An 18,825-nucleotide genomic window follows, 5' to 3' on the forward strand; every position below is an offset into this window, starting at 1 on the left:
TAGTTTAATGATTAATTAATTGATTTACATTAGGAGGATAAAGGATGAATTATGTATTAGAAGTGTTACCATCATTATTGGATGGTGCAAAAATGACTTTACAAATCTTTTGTTTGACTCTAATTGGTTCTTTACCATTGGGGTTGATCGTAGGGTTGGCATTAATTTCACGATTTAGATTATTAAAAGCAATTTTAAGATTTTATGTATGGTTGATGAGAGGGACACCTTTATTACTACAATTGATTTTTGTATTTTATGGTTTGCCTTTAGTAGGGTTAACATTAGGACGATTTGATGCAGCATTATTTGCGTTTATTCTAAACTATACTGCATATTTTGCTGAAATTTTCCGTGGTGGTTTACAATCAATTGACAAAGGTCAGTATGAAAGTGCTAAAGTTTTACGCTTAACTTACTGGCAAACAATTAGAAAAATAGTAACACCTCAAGTTGTAAAGATTGTATTACCTTCTATTGGAAATGAAGTTATTAATTTAGTTAAAGATTCTAGTTTAGTTTACGTAATCGGTATTGGAGATTTATTAAGGGCTGGAAATGTTGCAACAAGTAGAGATGTTACACTAGTTCCATTGGTAATGGTAGGTGTTGTTTACCTAGTTATGACAGCAGTTTTAACCTTTATTTTAAGAAAATTAGAACAATACTACAGTTACTGGAAATAAGGAGGTTAGCATATGTTAGAGTTAAAGAATATTAGTAAAAGCTTTGGCGATAAAGTTATTTTAAATAATTTGAATTTAGAAGTTAAAGATGGTGAAATTCTATGTATCGTTGGTCAATCAGGTGGTGGTAAAACAACACTTTTAAGATGTATTAGTGGACTAGAAAAGATTGACGGCGGTCAAATTTTAATTGATGGTCAAGCATTTGATCCATATACAAATGAAAATAATGATTCTGTTATCGGTGTAGTATTCCAAGAATATAATTTATTCCCACACCTTACAGTTTTACAAAACGTAACTTTAGCACCTACTATGGTTTTAAAAAAGAAGAAAGAAATTGCTGAAACTGAAGCTAAGAATTTATTAAATGGTTTAGCTTTAGAAGGAAAGGAAGGATTATATCCATTCCAATTATCTGGCGGTCAAAAACAACGTGTGGCAATTGCACGAGCTCTAGCGATGAAACCACAAATTTTATGTTATGACGAACCAACTTCTGCTTTAGATCCAGGATTGACAGCTACAGTTAAAGATATCATTTTGAACTTGAAAAAAGAAGGAATGACACAAATTATTGTAACTCACGACATGGATTTTGCAGAAGAGATTGCAGATAATATTTTGAAAGTGAAACCCTTAGGCTATTAATGAGAGTGGTGATTTCTTTGAAGAAAATTGTAAAAATTATTACTTGCTTGTTAGCATTCTTAATAGTAGGAACAACTTTAGCAGGTTGTACAAATGTTAGAAAACGTGCTAATGATCAAGATAATTGGAAGAAGATTGAGAAGAAAAAGAAAGTAGTTATTGGTTTAGATGATAGTTTTGTTCCAATGGGATTTCGTGAAAAGGATGGTTCTTTAGTAGGATTTGACGTAGATTTGGCTAGAGAAGTATTCAAGCGTTATGGAATTGATGTAGATTTTCAAACAATAGATTGGTCTATGAAGGAAACAGAACTAAGAAATGGAACTATTGATCTAATTTGGAACGGATATACAGTAAATCCAGAGCGTAAAAAGACTGTAGCTTTCAGTGTTCCATATTTACGTAATCAACAAGTTCTTGTATCTAAAAAGAAAGAAAATGTTTATGGTGCTAAGAGCATGAGAGGAAAGGCATTAGGGCTACAATCAGGTTCATCTGGTTATGAATCTTATATGTCACAACCTAAATTATTAAAGAATTACGTAAAAGAAGCAGTTCAATATGATACATTCAATAATGCATTTTTAGACTTAAATGCTAATAGAATTCAAGGATTATTAATTGACAGTGTTTATGCAGACTATTATGTTGCACACGAACCTGATCCTAATAGCTATCGTATTAGTGATGTTGGATTTGAATCCGAAAATTTTGCTGTAGGTATGCGTAAAGGTGATAAAACTTTACAAAAGAAGATTAATGTAGCATTAGCTCAAATGGCAAAAGATGGAACCTTGCAAAAAATAAGTAATAAATGGTTTGGTACTACCAAAATGGTACCTTTGAAAGAGATTGAGAATCAAAAAATTGATTAAGGAAATTTATTAAAATGAAGAAGAGAAAGCTAATATATTCTTTAATAGTAGGTTTAGTGATATTGATTTTACTTGGGATAACAGGTGGAAGCTATTATTTAGTTAGTTATGCTTTTAAACCAGACCTAACAGTTAAGTCAGGACCAAAAGGAAAAGTTGATAAGAAATTACTAGCAGATCAAAATTGGTTAAAGAAACAAAATTATCAAAATTGGTATGAAGAATCTGCTACAGATAATTTAAAACTTAGAGCTATTTATTTACCAGCGGAGAATAAAACTAATAAAACCATTATCGTCGCTCATGGATATAAAGGAGAAGCGATGCATATGGCTAGATATATTAGACTATTTCATAATTTAGGTTATAATGTTTTAGCTCCAGATGATAGGGCAAGTGGACAGAGTCAAGGTAAATATATTACATTCGGCTGGCCAGATAGACTGGATTATGTGAAATGGATTAAACAAGTTATTGCTAAGAAAGGGTCTGATTCACAGATTGGACTATTTGGTGTAAGTATGGGTGGCGCTACTGTTATGATGGTAAGTGGAGAATGTCTACCTAAACAAGTAAAAGCAATTGTTGAAGATTGTGGATATTCAAGTATAGAATCGGAATTAAGCGAACAATTAAAGCAACAATTTAATCTGCCTAAAGAACCGATGATAACTGCAGCACGAATTATGGGAACAATTCGAGTTGGATATGACTTTGGTAAGGGCAGTTCAACAAAGCAGTTAGAAAAGAATAAGTTACCGATTTTCTTTATTCATGGAGATAGTGATACCTTTGTACCAACGAAAATGGTATATGAAAATTATAAAGCAACTTCAGCCCCTAAAAAGTTATGGGTAACTAAAAATACAGGACATGCAAATTCATATAATAACCATCCTAAAGAGTATCAGAAAAGAGTAAATGAATTTTTTAATAAATATCTAAAATAAAAATGAGACTAGAGAAGTCATAAAAGATTTCTCAGTCTCATTTTTTAATTCATAAAACTTGCAATTGCTGATAGGACAACACTACCAATTGTAAAGATAAGCATTAGCCATACAACAACTAAAGTTATTTTTTGGAAAGTAGAACGCTCTTTCTTTGTTTTTTTAGCCACATTTTTCACCCTTTATCATATTATCATGTTTAACTATAAACTATTATTATGCTAAAAATCAATAGTTGTCACTGATTTTATAAAATTAGATAATCATTGTTGAAATTTATACAAGATGAATTTATAATAATAGAAAAATAGAATTAAAATTTTCTTAATATAATTAAATTTAGGAGAAATATTTTTAAGTTTGAGGAGGAATTATAATGAAAATTATGGTTCAAAAATTTGGTGGAACTTCTGTCCAAGATGATGAATCAAGAAAGTCTGCCATGCGACATATTGAACATGCGGTAAATGAAGGATATAAGGTGGTAATCGTTGTATCTGCAATCGGAAGAAAAGGTGCCCCTTATGCAACTGATTCATTACTTAGCTTGGTAGGTGGTGAAAGAACCAAACTTACTCCTCGTGAATTAGATATGATTGTTTCTGTGGGGGAAGTTATTTCAACAGCAGTTTTTACACAAATGTTAAAAGAAAATGGATTTAACGCCGTAGCTATGACAGGTCCAGATGCTGGTTTTAGAACAAATAATGACTATCAAAATGCTAAAGTTTTAGAAGTGAAGACAGACGCTGTATTAGATGCATTCGCTTCTCATGACGTAGTAGTGGTTTCTGGATTCCAAGGAATGTCAGAAGAAGGGCACGTCACAACTTTAGGTCGTGGTGGATCTGATACATCAGCTGCTTTATTGGCAGTTGCATTAGATGCAGAACGTGTTGATATTTTCACTGATGTTTCTGGTATGATGACAGCTGACCCTCGAATTGTAAAGAACGCGCATTTCTTGAAAACAGTTAGCTATGACGAAGTTGCTAATATGGCTCATGAAGGTGCAAAGGTAATTCATCCACGTGCTGTTGAAGTTGCGCATCAAGCACATTTACCAATGAGAATTCGTTCAACTTGGGATGATGTGGATGAGTTGGGAACATTAGTTACTGATAAGAACCTTAGCATTGAACATTATCGTACAGTTACAGGTATTGCACATCAAACAGGCTTAACACAAATCAACCTTTCAGTTAACAATACAGAAGCTGAAAAGATCTTCAAAGTGTTAGCTGAAAATGATGTAAGTATTGATTTTATCAATATTTCACCTAAGCAAGTTGTTTTCAATACAAGTCGTGAAGATGGATTAAAAGCTAAAAAAATCTTTGAAGAATATAATATACCAGTGAACTTTGTTGAAAATTGTGTTAAAGTATCTATTATTGGTGGCGGTATGGTAGGAACCCCAGGTGTTATTGCTAAAATGGTTACAGCACTTTCAAAAACTGGGGTTGAAATCTTACAAACAGCTGATAGTGATACCACTGTTTGGATTTTAGTGACTGAAGATAACTTCAAACTAGCAGTTAATACCTTACATGAAGCCTTCTTAGAAAATTAAGGATGTGGAGATTGTGTTACGAAGTTGGATAGTTCAGCTGTGTATAGTGGTTTTTCTATGGATAGTATTGACTATGTTTAAAAATAGATTCAAAAATATTTGGCCTCGACGTTTAAAGAAATTAGATGTTTTATGTATATTCTTAATAATTGCAATTCATTTTACTTCTATTGAATTGATAGGAATATCATTATTTCCATATTTGGTGTTTGTAATGTCTGTTGTGGGCTTGATAATGATATTTGCTGGTGCATATAGAAGTGGTGATATTGTTTATGGTGTATTTTGGACCAGATTTATTAGAATTTTAGATTTAGTAACACTGTTTACATACTTTATTGTATTAATAATGACAATTTTTAAGGCTATTTTATTGTAGCGATATAGAGCGATTGGAAGAGATTCCAGTCGCTTTTTTTTATTGGCAAATAAAATTATAAGAATGAACTTAAGTAAATCTATAACTGAAATATATTTGAAATTTTTTTTAAATCAAAAATTAATAATTATTAAGTGGTTTTTAGGGGAAATTATATGGTTAGAAGTGGGGAATTGTGGTACTATAAATATGGTGTTATGTAAGGTGGTGAAGTAGAATGTTCATGGGAGAGTATAGACATACGATTGACGCCAAAGGAAGATTGATCGTACCCGCCAAATTTCGCGAACAATTAGGGGATTCCTTTGTTGTAACACGTGGAATGGACGGGTGCTTATTTGGATATACTCAAGAAGAATGGAACATTCTAGAAACTAAATTACAAAAATTACCACTTACAAAGAAAGACGCCCGTGCTTTCGTTCGTTTTTTCTATTCAGCTGCAACTGAATGTGAAATTGATAAGCAGGGTAGAATAAATATTCCTAAATCTTTACGTACACATGCCGCCTTACAAAAAAAGTGTGTTGTCGTAGGGGTATCTAATCGTTTTGAAATCTGGAGCGAAGATAGATGGGATGCTTTTGCTGATGAGGCAGAAGAAAACTTTGATGATATAGCAGAAAATATGATTGATTTTGATCTTTAGAGGAGGATATATGGCTGAATTTAAGCATATTACAGTATTATTAAATGAAGCTGTAGATGGTCTGAATATTAAGCCAGATGGAACTTACGTTGATTGTACCTTGGGTGGTGGCGGTCATAGTGGTTTGATACTAAGTAAGTTATCAGAAAATGGGAAATTATATTCATTTGACCAAGATATAACAGCTATTAATTTTAATAAGGATAAGTTTAAAGAAGAAAATGAACTGGGAAAGATTAACTTTATCAAAAGTAATTTTAGAAATATTTCTGAAGAGTTAAATAAAAGAAATATTTTGGGAGTAGATGGAATTCTCTATGACTTGGGTGTCTCATCGCCGCAGTTCGACAATGCAGATCGTGGTTTTAGTTATAACTATGATGCTCCTCTAGATATGAGAATGGATCAAAGTCAATCATTAACAGCTAGAGATGTGGTAAATGACTGGAGTTATGAACAATTAGTGAGAATTTTCTTCCGTTACGGTGAAGAAAAATTTGCTAAGTCAATTGCTCGTAGAATTGAGAAAGTTAGACAGCAAACACCAATTGAGACAACTGGTCAACTGGTTGATCTTATTAAAGAAGTTATTCCGGCTAAGGCCCGTAGAAAAGGTGGACATCCAGCTAAAAAAACATTCCAGGCAATTAGGATTGCAGTTAATGATGAATTAGGTGCATTGGAAGAATCTTTGGAGCAAGCTTTAGATTTATTAAATCCTGGCGGTCGTATTAGTGTAATTACCTTCCAATCATTGGAGGATCGATTAGTTAAGGTAATGTTTAAGCAGAAGACAAGTTTACCAGAATTACCTCCCGGATTACCAGTAATTCCGGATAGCCAAAAAGTTGAGTACAAACTGATTACAAGAAAGCCGATAGTACCAAGTGAAGATGAGATTACACACAATAATCGTGCTCACTCGGCTAAATTAAGAATAATTGAAAAATTGTAGTGTAGTAGGAAGTGGTCGTTATGGAACAAACAGCTCGTAAACTTAACCAACAACCAAGAATAGTACATAATAACGAGCCTGAGAAAAAATACATAGTTCAATCATCTCCTTACAGAAGTAAGATGATGAAATTGTTTGCTGGATCAATGGTATGGATAGGAGTTATGACTACCATGGTAATTTCAGCAAATGTTAAATTAACAAATGCACAGTTGAATTTACAAGATACAACAAGCAAAATTACAAAAATCCAAGGTTCTAATACTAATATGAAACAGGAAATTAGTGAGTTATCAAGTAACTCTCGTCTAAGCAAAATAGCTAAAGATAGTGGTTTAAAGATGAATACAAAGAATACAAGGAATGTTACTAAATGAACACAAATAATAAACGTCCTATAAAAGAAAGACAACAAAGGATGATGTACAATCGAAAGTATTTTGGGAGGGGAATATTTTTTATTGTTCTTATCGTTTTTATTGTTTTTATCGGACGTTTTTTTCGTGTAGCTGTAGGACATAAAATATATGGTGTGGATCTAAATAAGAGTACACAACAGCTATACGCAAGTAAAACTGAGATAAAAGCGAAACGTGGAACAATATATGATGCAGCTAATCAACCAATTGCTGAGGATACGACTACTTACTCAATATATATAGTTCTCTCTAAAAGTGCAGTTGCTTATGGAAAAAAAGAATATTTACCGGATTCCCAAAAGAAGAAAGCTGCTAAAGTTTTAAGTGATAATTTAAATATTAGTTATAAAAGAGTATTACAAATTTTGAATCCTAAAGATAAGAATACTTATCAAGTTGAATTGGGAAATGTTGGTAAGAATATCTCTCTTGAAACTAAGAAAAAGATAGATTCTTATCATTTAACAGGTATAAAATTTACACCATCACAGTCTAGGTTATATCCTAATGGTGTTTTTGCTTCACATTTGATAGGGTTAGCTGAATCGGAGGATAAAAAGCTAGTAGGTATTATGGGACTAGAAAAAGTATTTAATAAACAATTATCTGGTCGCGATGGAATAAATAATACTGCTACAGATAGTTACGGTGTTCAGTTGCCGGGATCTTCTAAAAAGAAACGAAGCGTTCAAAATGGCGATGACATCTATACAACATTGGATCCTAAGATTCAAACTGCCTTAGAAAATTTACTTACACAAAAGCAAAAGAAATTTAAGGCTGCATCAATTAATGCGGTTGTTATGGATTCACATACTGGTAAGATAGTAGCAGCTAGCCAACGTCCGACATTTGATGCTCAAACAAAAGAAGGTTTAACAAATGTTTGGAGAAATACACTGTTAGAGGATGCATACGAACCAGGATCGGCTATAAAAGTTTTGACAGTTGCATCTGCAATTAATAGTGGAAATTATGATTCAAATGCAACTTATAGATCTGGACCATATGTGATTGATGGATCTACAGTGAACGACTGGAATCGTTCTGGATGGGGCAATATTACAGTTAAAGAAGGCTTTATGCGTTCATCTAATGCTGTAATGGCTCAACTTGAACAAAAAATGGGTAAGAAAACCTGGATGAGTTATATTAGAAAATTTGGTTTACTTCGCCCAGTAGGTGCAGGTTTAGGTGCAGAATCTAGTGGTAATATCAATTACACATATGCATTTGATCAAGCTAATACGGCTTATGGTCAAGCGATAGATGTTACTGTTATTCAAATGATGCAGGCTTTTTCTGCAATTGCTAATAAGGGTAAGATGGTTAAGCCACGCTTGGTAGATAAAATAGTTGATCCTAATACAGGAAAAACAGTTTATAAATCAAAAACACAAGTGGTCGGTAAACCAATTACTGCAAAAACAAGTAAGAAAGTTTTAGATATGATGGAAGCTGTTGTCTATGACGAAAAAGGTCTTGGACAAGATTATGCAATTGATGGCTATAAGATAGCAGCTAAAACAGGAACTGCCGAAATCGCTAATTCAAACGGAACAGGTTATTTGAGCGGTAGTTCTAATCATATCCTCTCAGTTGTAGGAATGGCGCCTGCCGATAATCCAAGATATATTATGTATTTGACTGTAAAACAACCAAAATCATTTGGAATTAATGATGCTACTAAGAATCTATCAACTATTTTCAACCCAATTATGAAAAAAGTTTTAGATTCAAGTCAAGTAAACAATACTAATTCTGGTACAGTTAAAGTCGAAAATGTTGTTGGAAACTCAGTTGATGATGCTAAAGATAAAATTTCAAAACAAGGCTTGGTACCTGTTGTAGTTGGTAGTGGTGATAAAGTAGAGAAACAATCAGTCGAGGGAGATCAGACTGTTATTTCTGGAGAAAAAGTATTATTATTGACAAATGGAACGAAAACTATGCCAGACATAAATGGATGGTCAAGAAATGATATTGCTAAACTGGCTGATTTAACTGGAATTACAGTTAATTATACTGGATCTGGTTATGCATACTACCAAAGTATAGCGGCTGGAGGAGCACTTAAGAAATCTGATATAGTTGAAGTAAAATTAAAATAGGAGAGAGAAAATGAATTCAATGTTATTGATTATAGCACCGGCTGTATGTGCATTTATTTTGACAGTGATTTTTGTACCAATGTTCATCAGCTACTTTAGAAAAAGAAAAGAAGGACAAATGATTCGTGAAGAAGGTCCAAAATGGCATCAGAAAAAATCTGGTACACCAACAATGGGTGGATTTGTTTTTAACCTAGCAATTCTTGCAGTTGTTTTGGTTTTTGGACTATTAACTAAAAATTTACATGCTAAATTATTAATAATCACCTTTATCTTAGTTTTATATGGCTTTTTAGGTTTCTGGGATGATTCTATTAAATTATGGAAGAAACAGAATGAAGGTTTGAAAGCTTGGCAAAAATTTCTTGGCCAAGTAGTAGGTGCACTTCTTTTCGTATTTGTTTTTGTGCATGAAAAACTTCCATTATCTTTAGCGTTATTTGGACATGAATTACATTTAGGATTAGTGTTGTATACACTATTTGCTATTTTCTGGTTAGTAGGTTTTTCTAATGCAGTGAACTTAACTGATGGAATTGACGGACTAGTTTCAGGACAGGCAATAATAGCTTTTGCAACCTATGGAATTATAGCTTATTATCAAGGCCAATTTGATGTATTACTATTTTGTGCTACAGTAATTGGTGCATTACTTGGCTTTATTATCTTTAATCATAAACCAGCTAAAATTTTCATGGGTGATATGGGTTCATTAGCGCTAGGTGGTGCGTTGGCTGCCGTTTCTTTAATGACACATCATGAATTAGCTTTATTAGTTATAGGTTTCGTCTTTGTTATGGAAACAGCAAGTGTAATTTTACAAGTTGCCTCATTCAAGTTAACTGGCAAAAGAATTTTTAAAATGAGTCCAATTCATCATCACTTTGAAATGTGTGGCTGGAGTGAATGGAGAATTGATATTACTTTTTGGTGTATAGGAATTGTTTGTTCAGCAATCGCATTAGCGTTTATTCTATAAAAATTAAGCATTAAGGAAGTCTTGTATTATGAAAATGATAGAGAAATATCGTGGAAAAAAAGTATTAGTATTAGGATTAGGTAAGAGTGGTGTGAATGCAGCTAAGTTACTGAAAAAGTTAGGTGCAGAAGTTACTGTAAATGATAAAAATACACCATCTGATTTAACTCAAGTAAATGAACTAAAAAATGAAGGAATTGAAGTTATTACTGGTAGTCATCCTTTAGAATTATTAGAGAATATTGATTTAATGGTTAAAAATCCTGGTATACCATACACAAATGTTTTAGTTAGTGGTGCTAAAGATAAGGGAATAAAGATAATTACTGAACCTGAACTAGCTTTTGAAATTAGTGATGCAAGATTTGTAGGAGTAACAGGTACAAATGGTAAGACAACAACTACAACAATGATTTCTTTGATGCTAAATCAAGGTCAAACTGAAGGTAAGGCTTACGTTGCTGGTAATATAGGTGTTCCTGCTAGTCAAGTAGCACAAGAAGCAACAAGTAAAGATACAATTGTTACAGAATTATCTAGTTTCCAATTATTAGGAATTACAGAATATCATCCTAAAGTTGCTGTATTAACAAACATATATGAAGCACATATTGATTATCATGGTACAAGAGAAAATTATGTTAATGCTAAGATGCGTATCGTTATGAATCAAACAGAAGATGATTACTTTGTGGTAAATTGGGATAACGAAGAATGGCAAGAGTTAAGTCAACGTTCTAAAGCAAAAATTGTTCCATTTTCTCGTCTAGGTAAATCTACGGACGGCGCCTATGTGGCAGATGGATATCTATTCTATAAAGAAGATAAAATAATGCCAGTTGATGATATTAAAGTACCTGGTACTCATAATGTAGAAAATGCATTAGCTGCTATTGCTGTTGCAAAGATATTTGGTAAATCAAATGAAGATATTAAAGAAGTTTTAACAACATTCTCAGGTGTACGTCATCGTACGCAATATGTAACAACTCTAAATGGTAGAAAATTCTATAATGATTCTAAGGCTACTAATATGGAAGCGACTGAAAAAGCATTAGCTGGTTTCAATAATCCAGTAGTATTATTAGCTGGTGGATTAGATAGAGGATTTACATTTGAAAAATTAGAACCTTCATTGAAGAATAAAGTTCATGCAATGATTGTATTTGGTGAAACAGCTGATCTGATGGCAAAGGCTGGTAAAGAAGCTGGTGTTGAAAAGATTATTAAAACTAAAGATGCAGTTTCTGCAGTCCCTGAAGCTTATAAAGTAAGTAATGAAGGCGATGTTATCTTACTATCTCCAGCTTGTGCTAGTTGGGATCAATGGCCAACATTTGAAGTACGTGGGGATAAATTTATTGAAGCTGTAGAAAAATTGACAAAAGAGTTGGAGGAAAAATAAATGCGATTATTAATTTCTGGTGGTGGAACAGGAGGCCATATCTATCCAGCACTAGCATTGATAGAAGCTATTAAGCAAATAGAACCAGATTCAGAAATTTTATATGTTGGAACTCATAAGGGGTTAGAAAGTCGTATTGTTCCTTCAGCAGGAGTTCCATTGAAGACAATTAAGATTCAAGGTTTCAAACGCTCTTTATCTTTGGAAAATTTTAAAACAGTATATCTCTTTTTAAAGAGTGTGCATGATTGTAAGAAAATTATTCGTGATTTCAAACCAGATGTTGTTGTAGGAACAGGTGGCTATGTTTGTGGTGCGGTTGTATATGCTGCAGCTAGGATGAAAATTCCAACTTTTGTTCATGAGCAAAATAGCGTTGCTGGCGTAACGAATAAATTTTTAAGTCACTTTGTAGATAAGGTAGGAATATGCTTTGAAGATGCTAGAAAAGATTTTCCAGCATCTAAAGTTGTTTTTACTGGTAATCCTAGAGCCCAACAAGTTGCTGGTATGAAAGATACAGGTAGATTAGAGAAAGAATACAAGCTGAGAAAAGATTTACCAACAGTTATGATTTTTGGTGGTTCTCGAGGAGCAGAAGGAATTAATGCTGCTACTCTAAAGGCAATTCCACAGTTTGCTAAAAAAGAATATCAAGTTTTATTTGTTACTGGTAAAGTTCACTATGATAAAATAATGGCTAAAGATGAAGCTAAAAATTTACCAGATAATGTTAGAATAGAGCCTTATATTGCTGATATGCCAGCAATTTTACCTGAAGTTGCAAGTATTGTTGGTCGTGCTGGTGCAACAAGTTTAGCGGAAATTACGGCTTTAGGAATTCCTACTATTCTAATTCCAAGTCCATATGTAACAAATGATCATCAAACAAAGAATGCGATGAGTTTAGTTAATAAAGATGCAGCATTGATGATTAAAGAGAAAGATTTAACTGCGGATACTTTAGTTAAAAATATCGATGAAATTATGAATGATTCCGATAAAAGATTACAAATGGGTAAAAATGCTAAGGAAGCTGGAATTCCAGATGCAGCTAACCAAGTAATCAAAGTACTAGAAGACATAATGCATAAATAATTATTCAAGATATTAAAGTAAAGGAGGTGATTGCGTGTTTGGTAAACGAAAAGATTCTAAAAATAAAGCCATGAGAGATAATGAAGAACTTACGCCTTGGGAAAGACAGCAATTGTTGCGAGAAGAAAATATAGAGAAAAAACAAAAGAAATCTAAAAAAATCTTGATAAGTAGCAATTTAGTTAAATTTAACGGTCTTAGAAAGAAAAGACTCCAAAAGCGAGTAATAACTCTAGCATCAATTTTTGGAATTAGTGCAGTAATATCTTTATACGCAATCCTTCCAGTTAGTAGAGTGAGTAATATAGAGATAGAAGGTACAGATAGCCAAACAAAAACTGCTATTATAGAGGCCAGTCAAGTGAAAAAGAACGAATCTTTATTCGCGGTTGTGCCTACTAAATTTTTGATTAGTCAACGTATAAAAAATGATGTAGCAACTGTTAAAGATGTTAATATCTCTTTGGAAAAAAACGTCGTTAAGTTTAAAGTTACTGAATATGATATTGTCGGATATATTCAAAGAAAGAATACTTATTACAAGTTAACTTCAAATGGACGTGAATTGAATGTAGGTCAAAAGGCAACCAATGGAAATTACCCATTATTTCTTGATTTCAAAAAGAAAACTTTATTACATGAAGCAGCACAACAGGTAGGAGAGATGCCTAAAAAAGTAAGATTTGGAATTTCTGAAATACATTCTAGTCCAACAAAGGTAAACCCTAAACGAGTGAGATTAGTGATGAATGATGGAAATGAAGTAATAGGAAGTATAGATACTTTAGCAACAAAAATGAGTTATTATCCAAGCATGGCTAAAGCTCTAGGTAAAAAAGGTGTGATTGATCTAGAAGTGGGTGCATATGCTTATCCTTATGATAATAAGTAATAAAGTTGTTTCAAATGTTTAACAAAGTAAAGTACACATCTATTGCTTAATGTGGTAAAATTTATATATTGACTAAATATAAATAAAAATAGACAAAAATTATAGCTTAAAATTTGAGTGTAAGAGGAGGTCAAAATGATGGATAATTCTGAAATATATGTGGGATTGGACATCGGAACGACTTCAATAAAAGTCATCATCGCAGAACATGTGAAAGGACAAGCAAATATCATTGGTTACGGTAATACAAAATCTGCTGGCTTAAATCGTGGTGTAATTGTAGATATTGATCAAGTTGTTGCAACAATAAGAGATGCTGTTAATCAAGCTGAAAAAAAAGCTAACTTGGATATTTCTGAAGTAACAGTTGGAATACCTGCTAATTTGCTACAAATTGAAAAATGTCATGGTATGGTTTCCGTCAGTGATGAAAATGGTAACTCACAAGAAATTACGAAGAATGACGTATATAAAGTAACACAAGCTGCTTTGGTACAAAATCTTCCTCCTGAACGTGATGTTATTGATATCATTCCAGATGAATTTATTGTAGATGGTTTCGATGGAATTAAAGATCCCCGTGGTATGATGGGGGTTCGTATGGAGATGCACGCTGTTATGTATACGGGTCCTAAGACTATTTTACATAATATCAAGAAATGCATACAAAAAGCAGGCTTAAAAGTTAAAGCAACTGTTGTAGCTCCATTGGCTACTGCTAGATTAGCAATGTCTGATGCAGAACAAGATTTTGGATCTATTTTAATTGATATGGGTGGTGGACAAACAACCGCAGCTGTAATTCACGACCATAAATTAAAGTATACATATGTAGACCAAGAAGGTGGCGATTATGTCACTAGAGATATTTCGGTAGTTCTTAACACTTCCATTGAGAATGCCGAAAGTTTGAAGCGTACTTATGGTTTTGCAATGGCTAATCAAGCATCTTCTGAAGATGTATTTCCTGTACAAGTTGTAGGGAAACAAGAACCTGAACAAGTATCAGAAGAATATTTGGCTGAAATTATAGAAGCTCGTATGAGACAGGTGTTTGAAAAGATAAATCGTTCTTTAAACGATGTTAATGCTTTTCAATTACCGGGTGGAATAATTTTAACTGGTGGAATGGCTGCTTTACCAGGAATTAGAGAATTAGCAGAAGAAATTTTTGGAGTAAGCGTTAAAATTTATATTCCACAAGAAATGAATTTACGTTTCCCATCATTCTCTCAAGTGATAGGATTAGTAAACTATGTAACTAAAATGAGTGATATTGAACGCTTAGTTAAAGGTAGTTTGGAAGGAAATACAATTGATATAACAGCAGATACTATTCCATATGCTGATAGCATGATTAGTAATAATTTTGATACAACAGCTGTATCTAATGATTATATGGATGATTATGTAGAAACTGCAGATGTTGAACCTCAAGACTTACAAGAAACACAACCTAAGCATAAGCAAAATAAAAAGAAAAATGGTATATTGTCGAAAGCTAAGAATTTTATGGAATCTTTCTTTGACTAATTAATTGGAGGGTAAAAGAATGGCAATGGAATATTCATTAGATTCAAGTCAAAATACAGGCGCAAATATAAAAGTAATCGGTGTTGGTGGTGCAGGTGGTAACGCTGTTAACCGTATGATTGCTGATGATGTTAAAGGTGTTGAGTTTATTGTAGCTAATACTGATGTTCAAGCTTTACAACATTCAAACGCTGAAACAAAAATTCAATTAGGGCCTAAATTAACACGTGGATTAGGTGCAGGTTCCAATCCTGAAATCGGTAGTAAAGCTGCTCAAGAAAGTGAAGAAGCAATTGCTGAAGCTCTTTCTGGTGCAGATATGATTTTTGTTACTGCTGGTATGGGTGGCGGTACAGGTACAGGTGCTGCTCCTATTATTGCAAAGATTGCTAAAGAACAAGGTGCTTTAACAGTTGGTGTTGTTACACGCCCATTCAGTTTTGAAGGACCAAAGCGTGCAAGATTTGCTGCTGAAGGTGTAGCACAAATGAAAGAACACGTTGATACTTTAGTTATCATCGCTAACAACCGCTTATTAGAAATCGTAGATAAGAAGACACCAATGTTACAAGCATTCCAAGAAGCAGATAACGTATTACGTCAAGGTGTACAAGGTATTTCTGATTTAATTACATCACCTGGTTACGTTAACTTGGACTTTGCTGATGTTAAGACTGTTATGCAAAATCAAGGTTCTGCTTTAATGGGTATTGGTACTGCTAACGGAGAAAATAGAACAGCAGAAGCTACAAAGAAAGCTATTTCTTCACCTTTATTGGAAGTATCAATTGACGGTGCAGAACAAGTTTTACTTAACATCACAGGTGGTCCAGACCTAAGTTTATTTGAAGCACAAGATGCTTCAGATATTGTGGCTCAAGCTGCTACAAGTGATATTAACATTATTTTCGGTACTTCTATCAATGAAGAACTTGAAGATTCAGTTATCGTAACAGTTATTGCAACTGGTATTGATAAAAAGAAAAAAGAAGCACCAAAGCGTACAAGAATGAGTAATCCACTTAACAATACAGGTATTAATCATTCAACAACTGGTGTGAATGAAACAACAACTAGAAGTCAAGGAGATCCATTAGGTGATTGGGATTTAAGTCGTGAAATGAATAATCCTCGTCAAGCTACACAAAATGAACGTGGAAATGATTTCCAAAACGTTGAAAAGAAAGATTTCGATGTGTTCCAAGCTGATTCAGATGCAGATGATAGCAACGATGATTCTTTAAATACACCACCATTCTTACGTCGCCGTCGTCGTTAAGATTTCCTTTGAAGGAGTGTTAAGATGTCATTAAGTGAAAAGCTAAGTAATTGGTTCAATGGAGTTCCAGAAGAAGAGTATTACGAGGAAGTTACTGATAGCAAACAAGCAGTCAGTACTAATACTGATGTTAATAGAGCTTCTGAACCAGAAAAAGATAATAATAGACAGGTGATGTCTTTGATGAGTTCTAAAAACAATAGTACAACAGTTCAAAGAGAACAAAAGATCATGGTCTTTGATCCAAGTGTTTTTTCAGACGTTAAGAATATCGGTAAGATGATTTTAAATGGTAGAGCTGTGATTGTTAATTTTAGAAAAATGGATGAAAATCAAATTCATCGTGTAATAGATTTTCTTTCGGGCTTAATTTTTGCTGTTAATGGTGACATGCAAAGAATAGGTGAAAAAATATTCTTGTGCACCCCTAAAAATTTTAAGATCGAAGGAGATTTGTCTAATCTTACAGGTAGATGATATTAGGTATAGGTTAGGAGTAATTAATTGATATTTTTAGTTGATAGAATTTTTAATCTGTATTCGACATTAATCTTAATTTATGTATTAATGTCATGGTTTCCAGGTGCATATCAAACTAAGTTAGGTCAATGGTTAGGAAAGATAGTTGAACCATATTTAAGTTTGTTTAACTTCATTCCCCCAATTGCTGGCTTGAGTTTTGCACCAGTAGTAGCGTTAATTGTTCTACAACCTGTTGAATGGGGTGTAGACTTTATACTTGGACTGTTAGGACTTTATTAATCATGGATAGTAACATTTTGCAGCATTTTAGAAAAGATGAAGAACCATTAATTTCACAATTGTCTGATTACATTATGCAGGCAGAAAACGAATATCGACCAATATTAACGCATTTCCTGAATCCAAGGGAACAATATATTGCTCAGTCGTTGATACACAAAAATCAAGATGTAAAAGTTTCTTTTAGTGGTGGTTATGAAAATGCTGAAAGAAAACGAGCAATATTTTACCCAAGTTATTACGAGGTACGGGATGATGATTTTAATTTAGAATTAATTATTATTAAATATCCTGTGAAATTTACATCGTTAACTCATGGACAAATTTTAGGAACTTTAGCTAATAGTGGGTTAGATAGAGAAGTAATTGGTGATATAATAGAACAAAGTGATACTTGGCAATTTCTTTGTGAAAAAGAAGTAAGTGACTACTTCAGATTGCAAATTGATAGAGTGGGTAAGATTAAAGTTAGACTTGAAGATGCACCACTCGATGAAATTGTAGTTCCAGAGTTAAATTGGCAAGAAAAAATGGTAACATCTTCTTCTCTAAGAATAGATAGTTTAGTTAGTGTTACGTTCAACATATCAAGGGAAAGTAGCAAGAATTTAATTAAAGCTGAAAAAGTACAGTTAAATTGGATGACTGTTGCTAGACCAGACTATGAAGTTAAGTATGGAGATATATTATCGATTCGTGGTTATGGTAGACTTAGGATCGATGACCTATTAGGTGTAACTCGTAAGGATAAATTAAGAATTAGAGTTTCTGTATTGGAGAAGAATAACTGATACGTTTTTGGAGGTGTTGGGGATGGCTTTGACCCCTTTAGATATTCATAATAAAGAATTTCATGTAAAATTACGTGGCTATGATCAAGATGAAGTTAATGATTTCTTAGATCAAATTATTAAAGACTATGAAAATACTTTAAAAGAAAATGACAGATTAGCAGATAGTTTGCAACAAAATAAAGAAAAATTGAAATATTTCAATGATTTAAAAGATTCATTGAATCAATCAATTATTGTGGCTCAAGAAGCTGCTGATAAAGTTAAGGCAAACTCACAAAAAGAAGCTGAAATCATTAATCATGAAGCACAAAAGCAAGGTCAAGATATTATTGATCAAGCTAATGCTAAGGCAAAACACATCATTGATGAAGCTTCTAAAAAAGCTAAGAAGATTGCAATTGAAACTGATGATTTGAGAAAACAAGCTCGTATCTTCCGCCAAAGACTTCAAGTAATGATGGAATCACAACTTGAAGTAATTAAGGGTAGTGACTGGGATGAAATTCTCAAGCAAGGCGATGTAAGTAGTTTTGAAGAAATTCAAGATGCAATTCGTCATGATGATTCACTTGACAATTTTGGTCAAAATGAAGTACAATCAGACGCAAGTAGTGATGGAGCAGAGGTAATTGTTCCAGGCCAAATTGATGCACCAGCTGATGTTGTTACTCAAGATGTCCCAGAACAACCTCAAGAAGAATCAGTTTCTCAACAAACAAATGAAACTGTTGTTATTTTCCCTGATGATGATCAACCTCAAGGAAAGCACTTTGCTCCTGAAGATTAATTTATTTCTGAAAGAACGCGAAAATCATATTATATAGGCAGCGAGTCG

The 18,825-nt window shown here is 33.2% G+C and carries 21 protein-coding genes; 20 read left to right on the forward strand and 1 reads right to left on the reverse strand.

Features of this window, described 5'->3' with window-relative positions; genetic code table 11:
- Positions 1–44: 44 nt before the first annotated feature.
- Genes NOU10_RS01050 through NOU10_RS01065 form a run of 4 tightly spaced genes read left to right on the forward strand, consistent with a single transcriptional unit; the run spans position 45 to position 3,162 of the window.
- Positions 45–686, forward strand: a complete 642-nt coding sequence (locus NOU10_RS01050) for an amino acid ABC transporter permease (protein ID WP_095758582.1) — start codon at positions 45–47, stop codon at positions 684–686.
- 12 nt (positions 687–698) lie between these two features.
- Complete coding sequence (locus NOU10_RS01055; RefSeq protein ID WP_003706461.1) at positions 699–1,337, forward strand: amino acid ABC transporter ATP-binding protein; 639 nt, start codon at positions 699–701, stop codon at positions 1,335–1,337.
- The gene (locus NOU10_RS01060) at positions 1,337–2,212 is read left to right on the forward strand and encodes an amino acid ABC transporter substrate-binding protein (protein WP_003707534.1); all 876 of its coding nucleotides are present in this window, start codon (positions 1,337–1,339) and stop codon (positions 2,210–2,212) included. The genes NOU10_RS01055 and NOU10_RS01060 overlap by 1 nt, the downstream gene beginning before the upstream one ends.
- 14 nt (positions 2,213–2,226) lie before the next feature.
- A complete protein-coding gene (locus NOU10_RS01065; RefSeq protein WP_095759735.1) occupies positions 2,227–3,162 on the forward strand; it encodes an alpha/beta hydrolase in 936 nt (311 codons plus the stop codon).
- Positions 3,163–3,206: 44 nt separating this feature from the next.
- Here NOU10_RS01065 and NOU10_RS01070 read toward each other — a convergent pair whose 3' ends face one another.
- Complete coding sequence (locus NOU10_RS01070) at positions 3,207–3,332, reverse strand: DUF4044 domain-containing protein (protein WP_003706458.1); 126 nt, start codon at positions 3,330–3,332, stop codon at positions 3,207–3,209.
- A 206-nt stretch (positions 3,333–3,538) separates the two neighbouring features.
- On the opposite strand from NOU10_RS01070, the gene dapG reads away from it, so the two are divergent.
- From dapG to NOU10_RS01150, 16 genes are all read left to right on the forward strand, one after another.
- The gene (gene dapG, locus NOU10_RS01075) at positions 3,539–4,735 is read left to right on the forward strand and encodes an aspartate kinase (RefSeq protein ID WP_255905793.1); all 1,197 of its coding nucleotides are present in this window, start codon (positions 3,539–3,541) and stop codon (positions 4,733–4,735) included.
- Positions 4,736–4,748: 13 nt separating this feature from the next.
- Entirely contained in the window at positions 4,749–5,114 is a 366-nt protein-coding gene (locus tag NOU10_RS01080; protein ID WP_080739331.1) for a DUF3397 domain-containing protein, read from the forward strand.
- Between the two features lie 217 nt (positions 5,115–5,331).
- Positions 5,332–5,763 (forward strand): division/cell wall cluster transcriptional repressor MraZ, encoded by a 432-nt coding sequence (mraZ, locus tag NOU10_RS01085; protein ID WP_003706454.1) that lies wholly within the window; start codon positions 5,332–5,334, stop codon positions 5,761–5,763.
- Positions 5,764–5,773: 10 nt separating this feature from the next.
- On the forward strand, positions 5,774–6,718 hold the full coding sequence (rsmH, locus tag NOU10_RS01090; RefSeq protein ID WP_255905794.1) for a 16S rRNA (cytosine(1402)-N(4))-methyltransferase RsmH: 945 nt from the start codon (positions 5,774–5,776) through the stop codon (positions 6,716–6,718).
- A gap of 20 nt (positions 6,719–6,738) precedes the next feature.
- Positions 6,739–7,095 carry a cell division protein FtsL gene (gene ftsL, locus NOU10_RS01095; protein WP_255905795.1) on the forward strand — a complete coding sequence of 119 codons (357 nt, stop codon included), beginning with the start codon at positions 6,739–6,741 and terminating at the stop codon, positions 7,093–7,095.
- A complete protein-coding gene (locus tag NOU10_RS01100) occupies positions 7,092–9,248 on the forward strand; it encodes a penicillin-binding protein (RefSeq protein WP_255905796.1) in 2,157 nt (718 codons plus the stop codon). Before ftsL ends, NOU10_RS01100 begins: the two co-directional genes overlap by 4 nt.
- Positions 9,249–9,258: 10 nt before the next feature.
- The gene (gene mraY / locus NOU10_RS01105) at positions 9,259–10,227 is read left to right on the forward strand and encodes a phospho-N-acetylmuramoyl-pentapeptide-transferase (protein WP_003707547.1); all 969 of its coding nucleotides are present in this window, start codon (positions 9,259–9,261) and stop codon (positions 10,225–10,227) included.
- Positions 10,228–10,255: 28 nt separating this feature from the next.
- Positions 10,256–11,632 carry a UDP-N-acetylmuramoyl-L-alanine--D-glutamate ligase gene (murD, locus tag NOU10_RS01110; protein ID WP_255905797.1) on the forward strand — a complete coding sequence of 459 codons (1,377 nt, stop codon included), beginning with the start codon at positions 10,256–10,258 and terminating at the stop codon, positions 11,630–11,632.
- Positions 11,633–12,730 (forward strand): undecaprenyldiphospho-muramoylpentapeptide beta-N-acetylglucosaminyltransferase, encoded by a 1,098-nt coding sequence (gene murG, locus NOU10_RS01115; protein ID WP_255905799.1) that lies wholly within the window; start codon positions 11,633–11,635, stop codon positions 12,728–12,730. It abuts the gene before it with no gap.
- Positions 12,731–12,764: 34 nt separating this feature from the next.
- A complete protein-coding gene (locus NOU10_RS01120) occupies positions 12,765–13,622 on the forward strand; it encodes a cell division protein FtsQ/DivIB (RefSeq protein WP_098183627.1) in 858 nt (285 codons plus the stop codon).
- Positions 13,623–13,760: 138 nt separating this feature from the next.
- Entirely contained in the window at positions 13,761–15,155 is a 1,395-nt protein-coding gene (gene ftsA, locus NOU10_RS01125; protein ID WP_241690385.1) for a cell division protein FtsA, read from the forward strand.
- A 25-nt stretch (positions 15,156–15,180) separates the two neighbouring features.
- Positions 15,181–16,434 carry a cell division protein FtsZ gene (gene ftsZ / locus NOU10_RS01130; protein WP_034997999.1) on the forward strand — a complete coding sequence of 418 codons (1,254 nt, stop codon included), beginning with the start codon at positions 15,181–15,183 and terminating at the stop codon, positions 16,432–16,434.
- A 24-nt stretch (positions 16,435–16,458) separates the two neighbouring features.
- A complete protein-coding gene (locus NOU10_RS01135) occupies positions 16,459–16,911 on the forward strand; it encodes a cell division protein SepF (protein ID WP_003703335.1) in 453 nt (150 codons plus the stop codon).
- Between the two features lie 27 nt (positions 16,912–16,938).
- Positions 16,939–17,196, forward strand: coding sequence for a YggT family protein (locus NOU10_RS01140; RefSeq protein ID WP_003700446.1), 258 nt, complete (start codon positions 16,939–16,941; stop codon positions 17,194–17,196).
- Positions 17,197–17,198: 2 nt separating this feature from the next.
- Positions 17,199–17,987, forward strand: coding sequence for an RNA-binding protein (locus NOU10_RS01145; protein ID WP_255905800.1), 789 nt, complete (start codon positions 17,199–17,201; stop codon positions 17,985–17,987).
- Positions 17,988–18,009: 22 nt separating this feature from the next.
- Positions 18,010–18,777: a DivIVA domain-containing protein gene (locus NOU10_RS01150; protein ID WP_160993836.1), complete on the forward strand. Its 768-nt coding sequence runs from the start codon at positions 18,010–18,012 to the stop codon at positions 18,775–18,777.
- Positions 18,778–18,825 lie beyond the last annotated feature (48 nt).

The organism is Ligilactobacillus sp. MP3 (genome assembly GCF_024436335.1).
GTDB lineage: Bacteria > Bacillota > Bacilli > Lactobacillales > Lactobacillaceae > Ligilactobacillus > Ligilactobacillus salivarius.